This is a genomic window from Oceanicola granulosus HTCC2516, assembly GCF_000153305.1.
Taxonomy (GTDB): Bacteria; Pseudomonadota; Alphaproteobacteria; order Rhodobacterales; family Rhodobacteraceae; genus Oceanicola; species Oceanicola granulosus.
The window spans coordinates 1-16,180 of the sequence record NZ_CH724108.1 but is presented as its reverse complement, the minus strand read 5'-3'; the positions used below and the strand labels follow the sequence as shown (position 1 = coordinate 16,180).

Annotated in this window: 14 protein-coding genes; 8 read left to right on the top strand and 6 right to left on the bottom strand. The window is 71.0% G+C overall.

Annotation, left to right across the window (positions count from 1 at the left end; genetic code table 11):
• Window positions 1-66 precede the first annotated feature (66 nt).
• The 3 genes from OG2516_RS12520 (at window position 67) to OG2516_RS12510 (ending at window position 3,535) form a co-directional block, all read left to right on the top strand.
• Complete coding sequence (locus OG2516_RS12520) at window positions 67-1,662, top strand: ABC transporter substrate-binding protein (protein ID WP_007256049.1); 1,596 nt, start codon at window positions 67-69, stop codon at window positions 1,660-1,662.
• Window positions 1,663-1,728: 66 nt separating this feature from the next.
• Window positions 1,729-2,673, top strand: a complete 945-nt coding sequence (locus tag OG2516_RS12515) for an ABC transporter permease (protein WP_007256048.1) — start codon at window positions 1,729-1,731, stop codon at window positions 2,671-2,673.
• 10 nt (window positions 2,674-2,683) lie between these two features.
• On the top strand, window positions 2,684-3,535 hold the full coding sequence (locus OG2516_RS12510) for an ABC transporter permease (protein WP_007256047.1): 852 nt from the start codon (window positions 2,684-2,686) through the stop codon (window positions 3,533-3,535).
• A gap of 8 nt (window positions 3,536-3,543) precedes the next feature.
• Here the strand turns inward: OG2516_RS12510 and OG2516_RS12505 are convergent, their stop codons facing one another.
• Window positions 3,544-4,278, bottom strand: a complete 735-nt coding sequence (locus OG2516_RS12505) for a FadR/GntR family transcriptional regulator (protein WP_156799372.1) — start codon at window positions 4,276-4,278, stop codon at window positions 3,544-3,546.
• A 212-nt stretch (window positions 4,279-4,490) separates the two neighbouring features.
• Here OG2516_RS12505 and OG2516_RS12500 point away from each other — a divergent pair, with 212 nt between their 5' ends.
• Window positions 4,491-6,140 (top strand): thiamine pyrophosphate-dependent enzyme, encoded by a 1,650-nt coding sequence (locus tag OG2516_RS12500; RefSeq protein ID WP_007256045.1) that lies wholly within the window; start codon window positions 4,491-4,493, stop codon window positions 6,138-6,140.
• Window positions 6,141-6,403: 263 nt separating this feature from the next.
• On the top strand, window positions 6,404-7,768 hold the full coding sequence (locus tag OG2516_RS12495) for a four-carbon acid sugar kinase family protein (RefSeq protein WP_007256044.1): 1,365 nt from the start codon (window positions 6,404-6,406) through the stop codon (window positions 7,766-7,768).
• Here the strand turns inward: OG2516_RS12495 and OG2516_RS12490 are convergent.
• From OG2516_RS12490 to OG2516_RS12480, 3 genes are read right to left on the bottom strand one after another with little or no spacing between them, the layout of a single operon-like run.
• Window positions 7,765-8,463, bottom strand: a complete 699-nt coding sequence (locus OG2516_RS12490; protein WP_007256043.1) for a maleate cis-trans isomerase family protein — start codon at window positions 8,461-8,463, stop codon at window positions 7,765-7,767. The two genes, OG2516_RS12495 and OG2516_RS12490, sit on opposite strands and share 4 nt — an antisense overlap.
• Window positions 8,460-9,593 carry a M24 family metallopeptidase gene (locus OG2516_RS12485; RefSeq protein WP_007256042.1) on the bottom strand — a complete coding sequence of 378 codons (1,134 nt, stop codon included), beginning with the start codon at window positions 9,591-9,593 and terminating at the stop codon, window positions 8,460-8,462. The genes OG2516_RS12490 and OG2516_RS12485 overlap by 4 nt, the downstream gene beginning before the upstream one ends.
• Window positions 9,594-9,612: 19 nt before the next feature.
• Complete coding sequence (locus OG2516_RS12480) at window positions 9,613-10,653, bottom strand: pyridoxal-phosphate dependent enzyme (RefSeq protein WP_007256041.1); 1,041 nt, start codon at window positions 10,651-10,653, stop codon at window positions 9,613-9,615.
• 254 nt (window positions 10,654-10,907) lie between these two features.
• Here OG2516_RS12480 and OG2516_RS12475 point away from each other — a divergent pair, with 254 nt between their 5' ends.
• The 3 genes from OG2516_RS12475 (at window position 10,908) to OG2516_RS12470 (ending at window position 13,005) form a co-directional block, all read left to right on the top strand.
• Window positions 10,908-11,234 (top strand): hypothetical protein, encoded by a 327-nt coding sequence (locus tag OG2516_RS12475; protein ID WP_007256040.1) that lies wholly within the window; start codon window positions 10,908-10,910, stop codon window positions 11,232-11,234.
• Window positions 11,235-11,439: 205 nt separating this feature from the next.
• Complete coding sequence (locus OG2516_RS19575; protein ID WP_007256039.1) at window positions 11,440-12,036, top strand: class I SAM-dependent DNA methyltransferase; 597 nt, start codon at window positions 11,440-11,442, stop codon at window positions 12,034-12,036.
• 273 nt (window positions 12,037-12,309) lie between these two features.
• Window positions 12,310-13,005, top strand: a complete 696-nt coding sequence (locus tag OG2516_RS12470) for a GntR family transcriptional regulator (RefSeq protein WP_007256038.1) — start codon at window positions 12,310-12,312, stop codon at window positions 13,003-13,005.
• Window positions 13,006-13,014: 9 nt separating this feature from the next.
• Here OG2516_RS12470 and fdhD read toward each other — a convergent pair whose 3' ends face one another.
• Window positions 13,015-13,797 (bottom strand): formate dehydrogenase accessory sulfurtransferase FdhD, encoded by a 783-nt coding sequence (gene fdhD / locus OG2516_RS12465; RefSeq protein ID WP_007256037.1) that lies wholly within the window; start codon window positions 13,795-13,797, stop codon window positions 13,015-13,017.
• The gene (locus OG2516_RS12460) at window positions 13,794-16,097 is read right to left on the bottom strand and encodes an FdhF/YdeP family oxidoreductase (RefSeq protein ID WP_007256036.1); all 2,304 of its coding nucleotides are present in this window, start codon (window positions 16,095-16,097) and stop codon (window positions 13,794-13,796) included. The genes fdhD and OG2516_RS12460 overlap by 4 nt, the downstream gene beginning before the upstream one ends.
• Window positions 16,098-16,180 lie beyond the last annotated feature (83 nt).

Sequence of the window (16,180 nt, the reverse complement as noted above, 5' to 3'; positions counted from 1 at the left end):
CATCCGCCCGAGCCGCCGGGCGGATGCGCCCCACAAGAACCAGCGGCACACGACAGGAGGACCACGATGACCAAGACTTTCGACCTGACCCGCTGGCGTCACGCCACGGGCGCCGCCGTCACCGCCGTGGCGCTCGCGCTCGCCGCGCCGGCCTTCGCGCAGGATCTCTACGGCCCGATCCCCGACGACCCGAACATGGGCGGCACCCTCAACATGGGCCTGCTCGTCGAGCCCCCCGGCCTCGACCCGTTCCACCAGGCCGCCGACGCCCGCATCCAGATGACCGTGCTGATGTACCAGGGCCTGTTCTACGAGGGCGCCGACGGCGAGGCCATGCCGCTGCTCGCCGAGAGCTACGAGGTCTCCGATGACGGTCTGACCTACACCTTCAAGCTGCGCGAGGGCGTGACCTTCCACGACGGCTCGGAGATGACGGCCGAGGACGTCGCCTACAGCTACGACTACATCCGCGACCCCGAGAACGGCTCGCCGGGCGCCGGTGACTTCGAGATCATCTCGAACATCGAGGTGGTCGACGACTACACCGTCCGCTTCACCCTCAGCGCGCCCAACGCCTCGCTGCCGATGACGCTGGGCAACAAGTACGGCGCCGTCATCCCGGCCGGCTACTTCGACGACGAGAACGCCCAGAACCGGATGAACAGCCAGAGCGTCGGCACCGGGCCGTTCCAGCTCGTCGAGTTCAACCCGAACAGCAACCTGATGATGGAGCGCTTCGACGGCTACTGGGAGGGGAACGCTCCCTACCTCGACGCGATCAACTTCAGCTTCCTGCCCAACAGCGCCTCGATGCTGGTGGCGCTCAGGAACGATCGGATCGACCTCGTCAACCTCAGCCGCCCGCAGGACGTGCAGCAGATCGAGGGGATCGAGGGGATCGAGATCGAGCGCTTCCCGTCGCTCAACCAGAAGGCCATCGACCTCGGCGCCGAGCAGGAAGCGCTGTCGGACGTGCGCGTGCGTCAGGCGATCTCGCTCGCGACCGACAAGCAGGAGCTCATGGAAGCGGCCATCGGCGGCTACGGCGAGGTCATCGGCACGATGACCAAGGCCATGGAAGAGCGCTGGGGCGTGCCGATCGACGAGCTGCCGATGCAGGGCGTCGACGTCGAGCAGGCGCGCGCGCTGCTCGAGGAGGCCGGCTACGGCGACGGGCTGGAGCTGACGCTGACCACCATCAACGGCTACGACTGGATGGACCCGGCGGCGGTGACGCTCAAGGAGCAGCTCGGCGAGATCGGCATCGATCTCGACATCCAGCGCGTCGACCTCGGCGTCTGGATCGACAATTTCCGCTCGCGCAACATGGGGCTGACCTTCAACGACTGGGCCAGCCAGCCGGACCCCAACCTGCTGTTCTACCGTCACTTCCACCAGCAGCCCGAGGGCGCCGACTTCCGCAACTGGAACAACGAAGAAGCCAGCGCCCTGCTCGACGAGGGCCGGGCGGCGACCGACTACGACGAGCGCCGCGCGATCTACGCCGACTTCCAGATGGAGCTCGCCGAAACCGTGCCGACGATCATGCTGTTCTCCGCCGACCACGTGGTGGTGCATGATGCCGACGTCGAGAACTACGTGCAGCACCCGACGGGCTGGCTCTACGGCCTCGTGCGCACCTACCTCGACGACGCAGAGTAAGATCGACCGGACGGGGCGGGGGCCAGAGCGGCCTCCGCCCCGCCACCAGAACCGACCGAGAGCCCGATGCTAGCATACCTCGTCAAACGCCTCGGCGCGTCGCTCCTGACCGCGCTGCTCGCCACGTTCCTCGTCTTCGTCTTCGTGCGCATGGTGCCCGGCGACGTGGTCGCGCAGATGATGGGGCAGGCGGGGAGCGACCGCGCCGAGGAGGCGCTGCGCGCCTTCTTCGGGCTCGATCAGCCGGTCTGGATGCAGTATTTCGCGTGGCTCGGCGACGTGCTGCGCGGCGATTTCGGCGTCAGCTGGACGCGCGGGATGCCGGTGACGGAGATGGTCGGCGAGGCGTTCCTCGTGACCCTCGAGCTGGGCCTGCTGACGCTCGCGCTCGCCACCATCGTCGGCGTGCCGCTCGGCATCATCGCCGGGATTTACGAGGGCCGCGCCCTCGACACCACCATCCAGGCCTTCAACATCCTCGGCCTCGCCGCGCCGGTGTTCTGGGTCGGGCTGATGATTCTCGTCGGCGTCTCCGCCACCTTCTCCTGGTCGCCGCCGCTGCGCTTCCAGGGGCCGACGGAAGACCTCTCCGAGAACCTCGCCATGCTGCTGCTGCCGATCCTCAGCCTCGGCTTCCTGCAGGCCGCCGCCTACAGCCAGTTCGTCCGCCAGAGCGTCGTCTCGGCGATGCACGAGGATTACGTGCGCACCGCCATCGCCAAGGGGATGCCGACGCGCACCGTCTTCTTCAAGCACATCCTGCGCAACGTCGCGATCCCGATCGTCACCTTCATGGGGCTGATCCTGATCCAGATCCTCGGCGGGGTCGTGATCATCGAGTCGCTGTTCGCGCTGCCGGGCCTCGGCCGGCTGTTGCTGAGCGCCATCGAGACGCGCGACTATCCCATCGTGCAGGGCGCGCTGCTGGTGGTCGTCGTGGTGGCGATGGTGGTCAACCTCGTGGTCGATCTCGTCTACCACCTGCTCGACCCGCGCCTGCGCATTTCCTGAGAGGCCGAAGATGTCCGACACCGTGATCCGCACCCGCTACGGCACCGGCCTTTCCGCCCGCATCCGCCGCGAGCCCGGCCTCTGGCTCGGCCTCGCTGTGATGGCGCTGCTGCTGCTGATCTGCCTGTTCCCCGGCCTCTTCGCCACCGCCTCGCCGTTCGAGATCGACACCGCCGCCGCGCTGCAGGGGCCCTCGGCGCAGCACTGGTTCGGCACCGACGACGTCGGCCGCGATACCTACTCCCGCGTCATCCACGGCGCCCGGGTGACGCTGTCGATCTGCGCCGGCTCGCTGCTGATCTCGGCGCTGGTCGGCGGCGCGCTCGGCATGGTCTCGGGCTTCTTCGGCGGCCTCGTCGACCAGGTGCTCGGCCGGCTCGTCGACGTGATGCTGTCGTTCCCGCCGATCGTGCTCGGCATCATCATCACCGGCGTCCTCGGCCCCGAGCTGCAGAACCTGATCCTCGCGCTGTCGGTGGTCTACATGCCGGTGTTCTTCCGCATCGCCCGCGCCGGCTCCATGGCGCAGGCCAACCTCTCCTACGTCGAGGCCGCCCGCTCGGTCGGGCTGCGCGAGAGCACGATCCTGCGCCGCCACCTGGTGCGCAATGTCGCGCCGCTCCTGATGACGCAATACATGATCCTGTTCCCGCTGATCCTGCAGATCCAGGCGGCGCTCGGCTTCCTCGGCCTCGGCGTGCAGCCGCCGACGCCGGACTGGGGCGCGCTGCTCGAGCAGGGCAAGGACTACATCCTGTTCGCGCCGTGGATGTCGGTGTTCCCGGGCCTCGCGGTGCTGCTCACCGCCTTCGCGCTGATCCTCGTGGGCCGCGCGCTGCAAGGCCGGATCGACAGCCGATGAGCGCCCCGTCAGCTCTGGCTGGTGGTCGACAGCACGTCGAGCAGGTAGCGCCGGATCAGCTCGCGGGCGCGCTCCACCTCGCCGGCGCGCAAGGCGGCGACGATGGCGCCGTTGACCGACGCGGCGACCTCGCGCACCTCGGCGATCGGCGCGGGATGATCGCCCGGCCGGCCCCACATGGCACGGCGCCGCGATTCGATGATCTGCTCGAACATCGCGGTGAGGAAGCTGTTGCCCGCCGAGCGCACGATCATCAGGTGCAGGCAGTACTTCGCCTCCTTGAACTCCGCCCAGCTCTTGGCCCCGCGCAACTCGGCGAGGTAGGCCTCCATCAGGGCGAAATCCTCGTCCGTCGCCCGCTCGACGACCAGCGCGGCCAGGTGCGGCTCGAACAGGAGCCGCGCCTCGAGCAACTCGGTGAGCGGGTAGTCCGGCGCGCCGCTGTCGCCGGGCGCGGCGTCGTCGGCGACGAAGGTGCCGCGGCCGACGTGGCGCTCGATCAGTCCGAGCGCGGCCAGGTCGTCGAGCGCCTTGCGGATGGTGTTGCGGTTGGTGGCGAACTGCTCGGCGAGCGCGCGCTCGGTGGGCAGCCGGCCGCTGCGCCCGAAGGTGCCCGCCGCGATCGCGTCGCGCAGGCCCTCGAAGATGCGCCGCCGGTCGGCCTCGGCCCGCGCGCGTCCGCTCTTGGGCGCGACCACCATCGTCGCGTCGTCGGCAGGAGTCGGTCTCGTCAGCTTCGTCATTCGGCACCCGGTCAGGTTCGTTCCGGTACTTACCTACAGGAACGCCCCGGCACCTGCAAAAGCCAATCCGCACCAACATGTGCCGGATTGGGCGCAATTGGGTGTTTCGCGCGCGAAACTCCCGGACACCTGTTCAGAAAGGAAGGCCCCGCCATGTCACGCCCGCCCCAGCCGCCCGCCCCGCCGCTCCCGCCCCAGCCGGAGGACGCGCGATGAGAACCGGAGCGCAGTGCATCGTCGACGGCCTCGGCCAGCTCGGCGTCGAGCGGGTCTTCGGGGTGCCGGGCGAGAGCTTCCTCGGCGTGCTCGACGCGCTCGTCGACGCGCCCGGCATCGAGTTCGTCACCACCCGCCACGAGAGCGGCGCGGGCTTCATGGCCGTCGCCGACGGCAAGCTCACCGGCCGGCCCGGCGTCGCCTTCGTGACCCGTGGGCCCGGCGCGATGAACGCCGCCATCGCGCTCCACGTGGCCCAGCAGGACAGCGTGCCGATGGTGATGTTCGTCGGCCAGATCGCGACCGACACCCGCGGCCGCGAAGCGTTCCAGGAGATGGACTACCGCGCGGTGTTCGGCTCGGTGGCGAAGTGGGTGACGGAGATCGACGACGCCGCCCGGGTCCCCGAGCTGCTCGCCCGCGCCTTCGCCACCGCCACGGCGGGGCGACCGGGGCCGGTGGTGCTGGCGCTGCCCGAGGACATGCAGACGCAGGAGGTCGCCGCGCCGGCCACGCTCGCCCCCGCCCTGCGCCCCGAGATCGCGGCGCCCGAGCCGCTCGTCGCCGAGGCGGCGGCGCTGCTGGCGCAGGCCGAGCGGCCGCTGGTGGTGGTCGGCGGCGGACGCTGGAGCCAGGAGGCGGCGCACGAGCTGCGCGCGCTGGCCGAGCGCTGCGGCCTGCCGGTGGCGGCCGAGTTCCGCTGCCAGGACCACATCGACAACAACGCCGCCTGCTACGCCGGCGACATGGGCCTCGGCATGGCGCCCTACCTGCGCGCGGCGGTGGCCGAGGCCGACGTGGTGCTCGCGCTCGGCGCGCGGCTCGGCGAGGTGCCCTCGGACGGCTACAGCCTGTTCGACATCCCGACGCCGAGGCAGGCCCTGATCCACGTGCTGCCCGAGCCCGCCGAGATCGGCCGGGTCTACGCCCCGCGCCTCGGCATCGTCGCCGACGCCACCACCTTCCTCGGCCAGCTCGCGCCCCGGCTCGAGGGCATGGCCGCCGACCCGGCCCGCATGCACGAGCTGCACCGACAATCCGTCGCCGGGCGCGACTTCCCGCCCGCGCCGGGCAGCCTCGACATGTCCGACGTGGTGCGCGCCATCGACGCCGATCATGCCGGCCGCGCCATCGTCGCCAACGGCGCGGGCAATTACTCGGTCTGGGTCCACAAGCTGTTCACCTACGCCAGCTACCCCTCCCAACTCGCCCCGGTGAGCGGCGCGATGGGCTTCGGCGTGCCCGCGGCCATCGCCGCCGCCTTCCGCGCCCCAGACCGCCCGGTCTTCTGCTTCGCGGGCGACGGCTGCTTCCTGATGACCGGCCAGGAACTCGCCACGGCGGTGCGCCACCGGCTGCGGGTGGTGTTCCTCGTGGTCAACAACGGCATGCTCGGCACCATCCGGATGCACCAGGAGCGTCACTTCCCCGGCCGCGTCTCCGCGACCGAGCTGACCAACCCCGACTTCGCCGACTACGCCCGCGCCTTCGGCGCTGCCGGCGAGGTGGTCGAGCGCACGGAGCAGGCCGCCCCCGCCATCGAGGCGGCCCTCCGCCGCGACGGCCCGACGGTGATCGAACTGCGCGTCGACCCCGAGGCCCTCACCCCGCGCCAGACCCTCTCGGCTGTACGCGGCACGAGCTGACCCGCCGGCGGCGGCGGCCCCGCGGTCGCGCCGCCTCCGGCGGGGATATTTCAAGAACAGAGACATGGGCGGCGCGCGTCATGATCTCTGTTCGAGAAATATCCCGGGGGGTGCGGGGGGCTGGCCCCCCGCCCGGTCGACGCGCCGAAGGCGCGGCGAAACCCCGGCGGCCTCACCATTGCCCTGTCATCCTGATACTGACATCAATGGCCCGGCGCTTCCTGGGGCGACGAAATTTTGAGCAGGACGGGGGGATTGAGAGGATGACGGACCTCGGGACAGGGACGTCGCTGGCATTCTACGGCGACGATTTCACCGGCTCGACCGATGCGATGGAGGTCACCGCGAAGGCGGGTCTGGAAACCGTGCTGTTCACCGCGCTGCCCGACGAGGCGCTGGCGGCGCGGTTTTCCGGCTACCCGGTCGTCGGAATGGCCGGAACGGCGCGGGCGCGGGGGGCGGCGTGGATGGAGGCGGAGCTGCCGGCGCGGTTCGCGTTCCTCGCCGCGACGGGGGCGCCGATCCTGCAGTACAAGGTCTGCTCGACGTTCGATTCCGCGCCGGAGGTCGGCTCGATCGGGCGGGCGATCGAGATCGGGCGGCGGGTGTCGGGGGCGCGGCTGTCGCCGGTGATCGTGGGGGCGCCGCAGCTCGGGCGGTGGGTGACCTTCTCGACGCTGTTCGCGCGCGCCGGCACCGGCGGGGTCCACCGGATCGACCGGCACCCGACCATGTCGCGCCATCCCGTCACGCCGATGACCGAGGGCGACCTGACCCGCCATCTCGCTGCGCAGACCGAGCGGGCGGTGACGGGCCTCGCGCTCGACCGGCTGATCGGCCCGGACGCGGCCGAAGTGCTGGCGGCGAGCGGGGAGAGCGGCGAGATCGTGGTGCTCGACACCTACGACGAGGCCAGCCAGCGCGCCGCCGGGCGGCTGGTCTGGGAGGCGCGCGGGGCGGGTGTCTTCTCGGCATCGTCGTCGGGGCTGCAATACGCGCTGGTCGCCCACTGGCGCGCCGAGGGGGCGTTGGCGAGCGAGCCGCCGCGCTTCGCGCCGCTGGCCCCGACGCCGCGGCTGCTGGCGCTGTCGGGGAGCTGCTCGCCGGTCACGGCCGATCAGATCGCGCGCGCCGAGGCGGCCGGGTTCGCGCCGTTCCGGCTCGACGTGCGCGCCGTCGCCGGGGGCGGGGGCGACGCGGAGGTGCGCCGGCTGCTCGAGGCGGTTCGGCCGGTGCTGGCGGAGGATCGCCCGGCGCTGATCTTCGCCGCCAAGACGGTCGACGACCCGGCCTATGCGGGGTTGGCGGACCATTGCCGCGCCGAGGGCATCCCCTTCGAGCGGGCGCAGGCGCGCATCGGCCATACGTTGGGCGCGATCGCGCGCGAGGCGGTGCCGGCGCTGGGGCTGACGCGGCTCGCCGTCGCCGGCGGCGACACGTCGGGGGCCGTCGTCGAGGCGCTGCCGGTGGGGGCGCTGGAGTTGCGCGCGCCGCTGGCGCCGGGGGCGCCGGTGTGCCTCTGCCACAGCGACGATCCCGCCTATGCCGGGCTCGAGGTGCTGCTGAAGGGCGGCCAGCTCGGGCACCCGGACGTCTTCACCGACCTCGCCATCGGCCCGCGCGGCTAGGGCAGGTCGGCGAGCTGGCGCAGGTGGCCGGCGAGGACGCTGTTGCTCGACATCACCGGCATCCCGAGGCGCGCCTCGAGCGGGGCGAGGACGTCGAGGGTGGCGAGGTTGGTGCAGGAGAGGAAGAGCCCGTCGACGTCGGCGCCGTTCGTCAGGGCGAGGGCGGCGTCGGTGATCGCGTCGGGGGCGATGCGCGCGACGGTGGCCTCGTCGGTGACGTCGAAGCTACCGAAGACCGGCGTCTCGATGCCCGCCTCGGCCAGCACCGCGCGCAGCCGGGCCGAGACTGCCGCCTCGTAGGGCGACAGCAGCGCCAGCCGGCGCAGGCCGCGCGCGCGGGCGGTGGCGACGAGGGCGGAGACCGGCTCGGTGACGTGCGCCGCCGCGGGGCCGAGCAGCGCCGCGATGCGGTCCGCGCCGATCCGGGCGGTGCCCGAGGTGCAGGCGTAGCCGAGCGCGTCGAGCCGGGTGTCCTCGGGAAACAGCGCGGCGGCGGCGGCGAGGTCGGCCTCCATCGCGGCGAGGGTCTCGAGGGTGAGCTGGCGGCCCGAGGCGACGCGGCTGACCAGCAGGTCGGCTCCGGCGGGGAACAGCTGGCGGAATTCGCGCTCGATGGTCTCGTCGGCGCGCAGCACGATGAGGCCGACGCGCACCCGCTCGGGGGCGAGGCGGACGGGGAAGATGCGCCCGCTCACAGCACCGCCATCTCGGCCGGAGCGGGGCCGGTGAGCCACGTGGCCCCGGCCTCGCCGATGACGATGTTCTCCTCGTGGACCAGCATCCGGCCCGGCACCGTCTCGAGCGACGGCTCGAGGGTCAGGACCATGCCGGGGCGCAGCTCGGTTATGTCGTGGGGGTGCAGGCTCGGCGGCTCGGTCAGCTCGAGGCCGAGCCCGTGGCCGAGGCGGCCGACGTTGCCGCCGCCGCGCCCGCCGGTGAGGACGGCGTCCATCGCGACGTGGACATCGGTGGCGGTGGCGCCGGGGCGGGCGGCGGCGAAGCCGGCGTGGGTGGCGTCGATCAGACGGGCATGGGCGGCGGCGATGGCGGGGGCGGGCGGTCCGAGGCTGACGTTGCGGTCGAAGTCGCAGAAGTAGCCCGCCTGCACGAGGCCGGTGTCGAGCATCACGACGTCGCCCGGTGCGAGCGGGCCCGGGCCTGCGGGCGAGATGACGTCGGCGTAGCCGTCCCTCCCGGCGCCGCCGGCGAGGTAGGCGACCCAGTCGGCGCCCTCCTCGAGGCAGAGCACCTGGAAGCGGCGGAAGGCGTCGGCGAGCGGCAGGCCGGGGCGCAGCACCTCGCCGAGCCGCGCGAAGGCGCGCGTTCCGGTGGCGCAGGCGGCGGCGATGGCGGCGATCTCGGCGGGCGACTTCACCATCCGCAGCCGCGCCATGAGGCCGCCGTCGCCGGTGAAGCGGTGGCCGGGGAGGGCGTCGCGCAAGGCGGCCCAGCCCGCCAGCGGCATCCGCAGGTGGGTGCCTTGCCCGTCGGGCAGGCCGACCCGGCCGCCGGGGGCGATCTCGGCCAGGGCGTCGGCGAGCAGCGAGACGCCGTCGTCGCGGTAGTCGGGCGCGTCCCAGGTGCGGATGTCGCGCACCGGGCCTTGCGCCATGAGCGCGGCGCCGATGGCGGGGATGACGGCGACGGGGGCGCCGGTGGCGGGCAGGACGAGGAACCACGGGCGGGTGGGGCTCTGCCAGAAGCGGGTATGGAAGCCGGCGAGATAGTGCAGGTCGGCCTCGGTGGTGAGCAGCAGCGCCGCGAGGTCGCGCTCGGCCATGAGCGCCTGCGCGCGGCGCCAGCGGGCGGGGAGTTCGTCGTTCACGGCGGTGCGCGGCGCGGGCTCATGCCTCGGCCGCCTCGGACAGGATGACGAGGGCGCGCGTGGCCGGGCCGAGGCCGAGCGCGTCGGCGCCGGGGGTGAGCAGCGCGGCGAAGCCGGCGGCTCCCGAGGGCGTGGAGGCGAGGCCGGCCTCGGCGGCGCGGGCGGTGCCGTGGCGGGCCTCGTCCTCGGTGAGGGTGACGAAGTGGTCGGCGTCGCGCGCGAGGCCCTTCAGCGCGATCAGCGAGGGCGTCTTGCAATCGAGCCGGCCCATGATCGAGACGGGGCCGTCGGTCGTCACCGGCGCGCCCGCGGCGATGGAACGGAACAGGGCCGGTGCGGCCTCGGGCTCGACGACGGTGACGGTTGGCGCATCGCCCCAGCGGGCGCGGACCACCGCGGCGGCGGCGGCGGCGAGCCCGCCGACGCCGGCCTGCAGCAGGACATGGTCGGGCGGAATCTCCATCCGGTCGACGGCCTCGGCCATCAGCACGGTGTAGCCCTCCATCAGCAGGTGCGGCAGCTCGGTGTAGCCGGGCCAGGAGCTGTCGGAGAGCAGCACGCCGCCACCCGCGCCGGCGTCGGCCTCGGCGGCGGCCATGCTGGCCTCGTAGGTGGCCCCGGCGCGGACCACCTCGGCCCCCTCGGCGCGCAGCCGGGCGGCGAAGCTCTCGGGGACGGTCTCGGCGAGGAACACCCGCGCGCGCGCGCCGAAGGCGGCGGCGCCGGCGGCGACGGAGAGCCCGTGGTTGCCGGCACTCGCGGTGACGTAGGTGCGGCCGCGCGCGCGGCCGGCCTCGGCGTCGTGGGCGATGACGTTGGCCGCGCCCAGCGCCTTGAAGCTGCCGAGCCCCATCCGGCCGCGCTCGTCCTTGACCGTTAGCGCCGCGATGCCGGCCTCGACGGCGAGGGCGGGCGCGTCGAGCAGCGGCGTCTCGGCGGCGCGGGGGCAGCGCGCGAGCAGCGCGGCGGTGCGGCCGGACACGGCGCTGGGCCGGGGGACGTCGGCGAGGTCGGGATGATCGAGGCCGCGGCCGCGGTGAGGGTTGGCGAGGTGCTCCATGGGGGCATGAGACGCGGGGGCGGGGTCGGTTGGCAACCCTCAGCGAAGGTGTTGCAGGTCAGGCGCCGCTCAAGGGGGGCTCCGGGCTCTCACTGCTTGGGGCAGGAGGTGGCGGGTTTGCGGGCGCAGCGAGGAGCGTCGCGACCGGCCCCAAGGCGCCCTTCTCGCGAGAGGTTGATGCCGCGACGCCTCCGCCCCTATGCTGTCGTTGCCGACATCGTGCAGCATTCTCGATCAAGCTACGGAGAGTAAATTTGCGCTATTGGACCCATATACTTGTTATTTCCACAGCTATCCTTGCTTTCGACGAGGCTCGGGCTCAGTCATTTATCGTCAAGGTGGACGATCAGCTGGTTGGTGACTGGAGTTGCGGCGATGCACGTCTGTACGTCACCGAACTTGGGAGCATTGAAATATTGGATGACGGCTATCGCGCCGGCTTTCTCCAGGCTTCCGATGGTAAGATGGAAGTCGAGTGGGAAGAAGGCGGGCAGGAGGTCTGGGATTATATGGCTGATCGGGAGGAGATCACTCTCATCTCTCCCGATCAGGAGGAGGTTCTCACTTGTCGACCAAGGTAGCACCTTGGCCTTGCCGAACAGTCATCTTGCGACGGTAGTTACCGGCCTATTCCGGACCTTGGTGGTCACCGCAGCGAATGGCAGGTTCGAGCCAAATTCACGGGGGGTCTGCAGCGTAGCCAAGATCCGCTTCCATATAGGCACATGGGATGGGCCGAGGTGTCGCGAAGCGGCAAGACCGTCTCCATGAGAAAGGGCCTGCAGGATGACTGACGGTTGGGACGAATATGCAAGCAGCTGGGACGACAGGCCCGACAGCAAGCTCTATGCGGAAAAAGCCTTCGCCTCGTTGGTTGCCCAGACTGATCTGCGTGGCGTGGGCTGGACGTCGAAGCGTGTGCTGGACTTTGGATGCGGGACAGGGCTGCTCGCCCAAAAAGTTGCGCCGTATGTGGGTGAGTTGATCGCCGTCGATACCTCCGAAAAGATGATCGCGGTCTTGCAGAGCAAAGAGATACCGAATGTGGTTGCTGTTCATGGCAACATTTTAGGAGCCGACCATAAAAGCGATGACACGGATTTGGGTGCTGGCTTCGATCTGATCTATGCGTCTTCGGTTTGCGGTTTCCTGCCTGACTACGAAGGCGCAGTGAACGAATTTGCGCGCCTTCTCAGATCTGGCGGGCATTTTATTCAGTGGGATTGGCAGGCATCCGATGGTGAAGAATTCGGACTATCAGAAAGCAAAATTCGCCGCGTTCTGGAATCAGCGAAATTCAGGTCCATCCGAGTTGAGCAAGTATTCTCTCTCGAAGCCGACGAGCAGACCATGCCTGTTCTAATCGGCGCAGGGATCGTTTGAACCGCAAGCATCAAGAGCAGACCTTCAGCTATAATTGACGGTCGGCAGCTTCGTTCCGCACAGAGGATGTCGGCGTCCGCTTGGTGGCAACCCCTGTTCAGGTGCAACACCTCCGGTGAGGGCCTTCAGGCACTTGGCAAAAGCCCCGCAAGACCGCGTAGGTCCGTCGTTCGTGCAAACGAGGTGTGGCTTCGGCCGGCGCCGTCGGTCTAGGATGAAGGCCCGCCGGGCGGATGGACGCGCGGCGGGACAGGTCAGGACAGGAAGACACGGATGTCGCACGCCGCCGAGAACAGCGAGGCCCCGGTCGCCGCGGAGCAGAAGAAGAACGCCCTCCTGAAGGAGGAAGCCTACGCGCGGATCAAGGCGCACCTGTTCCAGGTGGACGACGAGGGGACGATCTTCTCCGAGCGCTCGCTGGCGAAGACGCTCGACATCGGCCTCGCCTCGGTGCGCTCGGCGGTGGAACGGCTGCGCTCGGAAGGGATCATCGTGTCGATCCCGAAGGGCGGCATCCGGCTGCCCGAGATCACCTCGCAGGACGTGATCGACTTCTACGAGCTGCGGCTGGTGATCGAGACCCACCTCGTCGCCCGGATCGCCGGGAAGCTGCCGGCGGCGCGCTGCGACGAGCTGCGGGGCCTGATCGCGCGCCAGCGGGCGGCGGCGGAGAGCGGCGACACGCTCACCTACCACCAGCTCGACCTCGATTTCCACGACACGCTGGCGCGGTTCCACGGCAACGCCGAGATGATCCGCGCGCTCGGCCAGATGCGCGACAAGATGTACCGCCTCTCGCGCCGCCTGCACCGGACCCACCCGGAGCGGCTCGCCGTCAACGTCGACCAGCACGCGGCCATCGTCGAGGCGATCTGCACCGGCGAGGGCGACGTCGCGGGGGAGACGATGCGGGCGCATCTGGCCTGGGGGCGGGACTTCACCCTCGACCCGGACGGGCGCATCTCCTGACGGCGGCGGTCAGGCCCCGGCGATCCGCTCCGGGCCGGCGAGCACCTCGCAGCGGCCGGCGCGGGCGCGGGTGACGAGGGTGAGGCCGGAATCGGCGGCGAGGCGGGCGGCGTAGTCTGTGGCGGCGGAGACGGCGACGATGGTGGGAATGCCGATGCTCGCGGCCTTCTGGACCATCTCGGTGGAGACCCGCGACGTCAGGACCAGCACGCCGCCGGCCGGATCGGTGCCGGCGCGGGCGAGGGCACCGGCAAGCTTGTCGAGGGCGTTATGGCGGCCGACGTCCTCGCGGGCGAGGACGATGCCCCGGCCGGGGACGAGGAATCCGGCGGCGTGGGCGGCGCGGGTGCGGTCGTGCTCGGGCTGGTGGGCGCGCAGCAGGTCGGGCGCCGCGCAGGCCTCGGCCAGCGGCAGGACGACGCCCGGCGGCGCGGGCGGCAGCTTGCGGGCGACCTTGGCGAGGCTGTCGATGCCGCAGAGGCCGCAGCCGACCGGACCGATCAGCGAGCGCTGCCGCTCGGCGACGCGGGCGGCGGCGGCGGGCGCGAGCCAGAGGCGGGCCTCGGTGCCGGCGGCGTGGTCGACCAGCTCGATCTCGCGCAGCTCGTCGAGGCCGGCGAGCACCCCCTCGGTCAGCGCGAAGCCGAGGGCGAAGTCCTCGAGGTCGGCCGGGGTCGCCATCATCACGCCGAGGGTCGCGCCGTTGCAGACGATGGCGACCGGCGCCTCGCGCACCAGCGCCCGCCCGCCGCCGACGGAGCGGGCCGCGCCGGGGGCCGTGTGCAGCGTCACGCCACGATCTCCACGGGCGTGCCCTTGTAGGCCGGGGTCTGGCTGTTCTTCTCGTGGTAGGAGAGCGGAATCAGCGGGTTGAGCTCGGGATAGTAGCCCGCGACACAGCCCGGCGGCAGGTCGTAGCCCGTCACCGTCAGCCCCTCCACGCGCCGCTCGCGGCCGTCGTCGATGGCGCAGCGCAGGGCGACCTTCTGGCCCTCGGAAAGGCCGAGCCGGGCCATCTCGTCGAGGTTGATGAGCAGGATGTCGCGGCTGCCCTCGAGCCCGCGCAGGCGGTCGGAGAAGCCGTAGATCGTGGTGTTGAACTGATCGTTGCTGCGCAGGGTGACGAGAGTCATCACCCGCTCGCCCTGCGGCTCCTCGCCGAGCGCCGACAGCGTGGTGGGCGGCGTGAACTGGGCCTTGCCGCTCTCGGTCTGCCAGTTGCGCTCGCGCGCCGGGTTGCCCCGGTAGAAGCCGCCGGGCTCGAACAGGCGGTCGTTGAAGTCGGCGAACTTGTCGGGGAACGTCTCGGCGATGAGGTCGCGGATCAGGTCGTAGTTGCCGACCCACTCGTCCCACTTCAGCCTCGGGTTCGGAGGCAGCGTGGCCTTGGCGATGGCGGCGACGATGGCCGTCTCCGACTTCAGCTCGCGGCTGTGCGGGCGGGCGCGGCCGATGGAGCCGTAGATGTGGGAGAGCGAGTCCTCCATCGAGACCGCCTGCTGGCCGCTGGCCTGGATGTCCTCATCGGTGCGCCCGAGGCACGGGAGCAGGTAGGCGACCTTGCCGGGCGTCAGGTGGGTGCGGTTGGGCTTGGTGGCGATGTAGACCGTGAGGTCGAGGTCGGGCCAGGCGGCCTCCATCCGCTCGCGGTCGGGCAGGGCGCGCACGAGGTTGCCGCCGAGCTGGATCATCGCCCGCACCTTGCCCTCGAGCAGCGCCTCGCAGGCGTGGACGGCGTTGAGCCCCTCCTCCTCGGGCGGATCGATTCCGAACATCTCGCGCAGCTTGTCGGCGGGCATGTGCGAGCTCTTCTCGCCGATCCCGACGGTGCGCTGGCCCTGCACGTTGGAATGGCCGCGCACCGGCGAGATGCCGGCGCCGAGGCGGCCGACATTGCCGCGCATGAGCAGCAGGTTGCACAGCATCCCGAGGTTGAGCCAGCCGTTGACGTGCTGGGTCAGGCCCATGCCGTAGATGCCGATGACGTTGTCGGCGGAGAGGTAGACCGCCGCCGCCTGCTCGATCATCGCGCGGGTCAGGCCGCTGTGGCGCTCGATCTCGTCCCAGCCGGCGGCGCGCACGGCCGTCGCGGTCTCCTCGAAGCCGGTGGTCTCGGCGGCGATGAAGTCGTGGTCGAGCACGGTGCCGGGCGCGGCGTCCTCGGCCTCGAGCACGCACTTCATCAGGCCGGCGAGCACCGCGACGTCGCCGCCGGGGCGGACCTGGTAGTAATGGTCGGAGATCTCGGTCGGCTTGCCGACGGTCATCTGCACCGGGTTCTGGGGATCGACGAACTCGACCAGCCCGCGCTCGCGCACCGGGTTGAAGGTCACGATCTTGCAGCCGCGCTCGACCGCGTCCTTGAGCGTGTGCAGGAAGCGTGGGCTGTTGCTGCCGGTGTTCTGGCCGAAGAAGAAGATCGCGTCGCAATGGTCGAAATCCTCGAGCACGCAGGTGCCGACGGGGGTGCCGAGGAAGGTCTGCAGGTTCACCGACGTCGTCTCGTGACACATGTTGGACGATTGCGGCAGGTTCTGGTGGCCCATCGCGCGGGCGAACAGGGCGTAGAGGTAGGACGCCTCGAGCCCGGCATGGCCCGACGAGTAGAACACCGCCTCCCTGGGGTCGATCGCCTTCAGCCGCGCGCCGATGTCGGCGATCGCCTCGTCCCAGCTGACGGGGAGGTAGCGGTCGGAGGCGGGATCGTAGCGCAGCGGATGGGTGAGGCGGCCGCTCTTCTCGAGGTCGTGGTCGTGCAGCTCGCGCAGCTCGGAGAGGGTGTGGGCGGCGAAGAAGTCCGGGTCGGCGCTGCGGGTGTCGAGCTCCCAGAGGGTCGCCTTGGCGCCGTTTTCGCAGAACTCGAAGGGGTGCGGCTTGGCGGGCTTGGCCCAGGCGCACGAGGTGCACATGACGCCGCCGGGCTTGTTCTGGAGGCGCAGGATGTCGAGCGCCCGGGTCGAGCTCTCGGACTTGCCGAAGATGCGCGAGACCCCTTCCAGGGAGCCCCACCCGCCCGAGGCGTTCTTGTCGTAGGGGGTGTCCGGGTCCTGGTCGACGGCGGTGTGGCGGGGCTGGTCCGGGGGCGTCGTCACGGGCGCACTCCTGTAGGGGGGCGGAGTGTGTGGAACGGCCGGGGGTGGTGAAGGTTCCGGCGGAGCGCGGCGAGGGTGGGTCG

What these genes read in the sequence shown, in the direction of transcription:
- OG2516_RS12520 (WP_007256049.1), top strand. Translation starts at nt 67, where the DNA reads ATGACCAAGACTTTCGACCTGACCCGCTGGCGTCACGCCACGGGCGCC.
- OG2516_RS12515 (WP_007256048.1), top strand. Translation starts at nt 1,729, where the DNA reads ATGCTAGCATACCTCGTCAAACGCCTCGGCGCGTCGCTCCTGACCGCG.
- OG2516_RS12510 (WP_007256047.1), top strand. Translation starts at nt 2,684, where the DNA reads ATGTCCGACACCGTGATCCGCACCCGCTACGGCACCGGCCTTTCCGCC.
- OG2516_RS12505 (WP_156799372.1), bottom strand. Translation starts at nt 4,278, where the DNA reads ATGACGAAGCTGACGAGACCGACTCCTGCCGACGACGCGACGATGGTG.
- OG2516_RS12500 (WP_007256045.1), top strand. Translation starts at nt 4,491, where the DNA reads ATGAGAACCGGAGCGCAGTGCATCGTCGACGGCCTCGGCCAGCTCGGC.
- OG2516_RS12495 (WP_007256044.1), top strand. Translation starts at nt 6,404, where the DNA reads ATGACGGACCTCGGGACAGGGACGTCGCTGGCATTCTACGGCGACGAT.
- OG2516_RS12480 (WP_007256041.1), bottom strand. Translation starts at nt 10,653, where the DNA reads ATGGAGCACCTCGCCAACCCTCACCGCGGCCGCGGCCTCGATCATCCC.
- OG2516_RS19575 (WP_007256039.1), top strand. Translation starts at nt 11,440, where the DNA reads ATGACTGACGGTTGGGACGAATATGCAAGCAGCTGGGACGACAGGCCC.
- OG2516_RS12470 (WP_007256038.1), top strand. Translation starts at nt 12,310, where the DNA reads ATGTCGCACGCCGCCGAGAACAGCGAGGCCCCGGTCGCCGCGGAGCAG.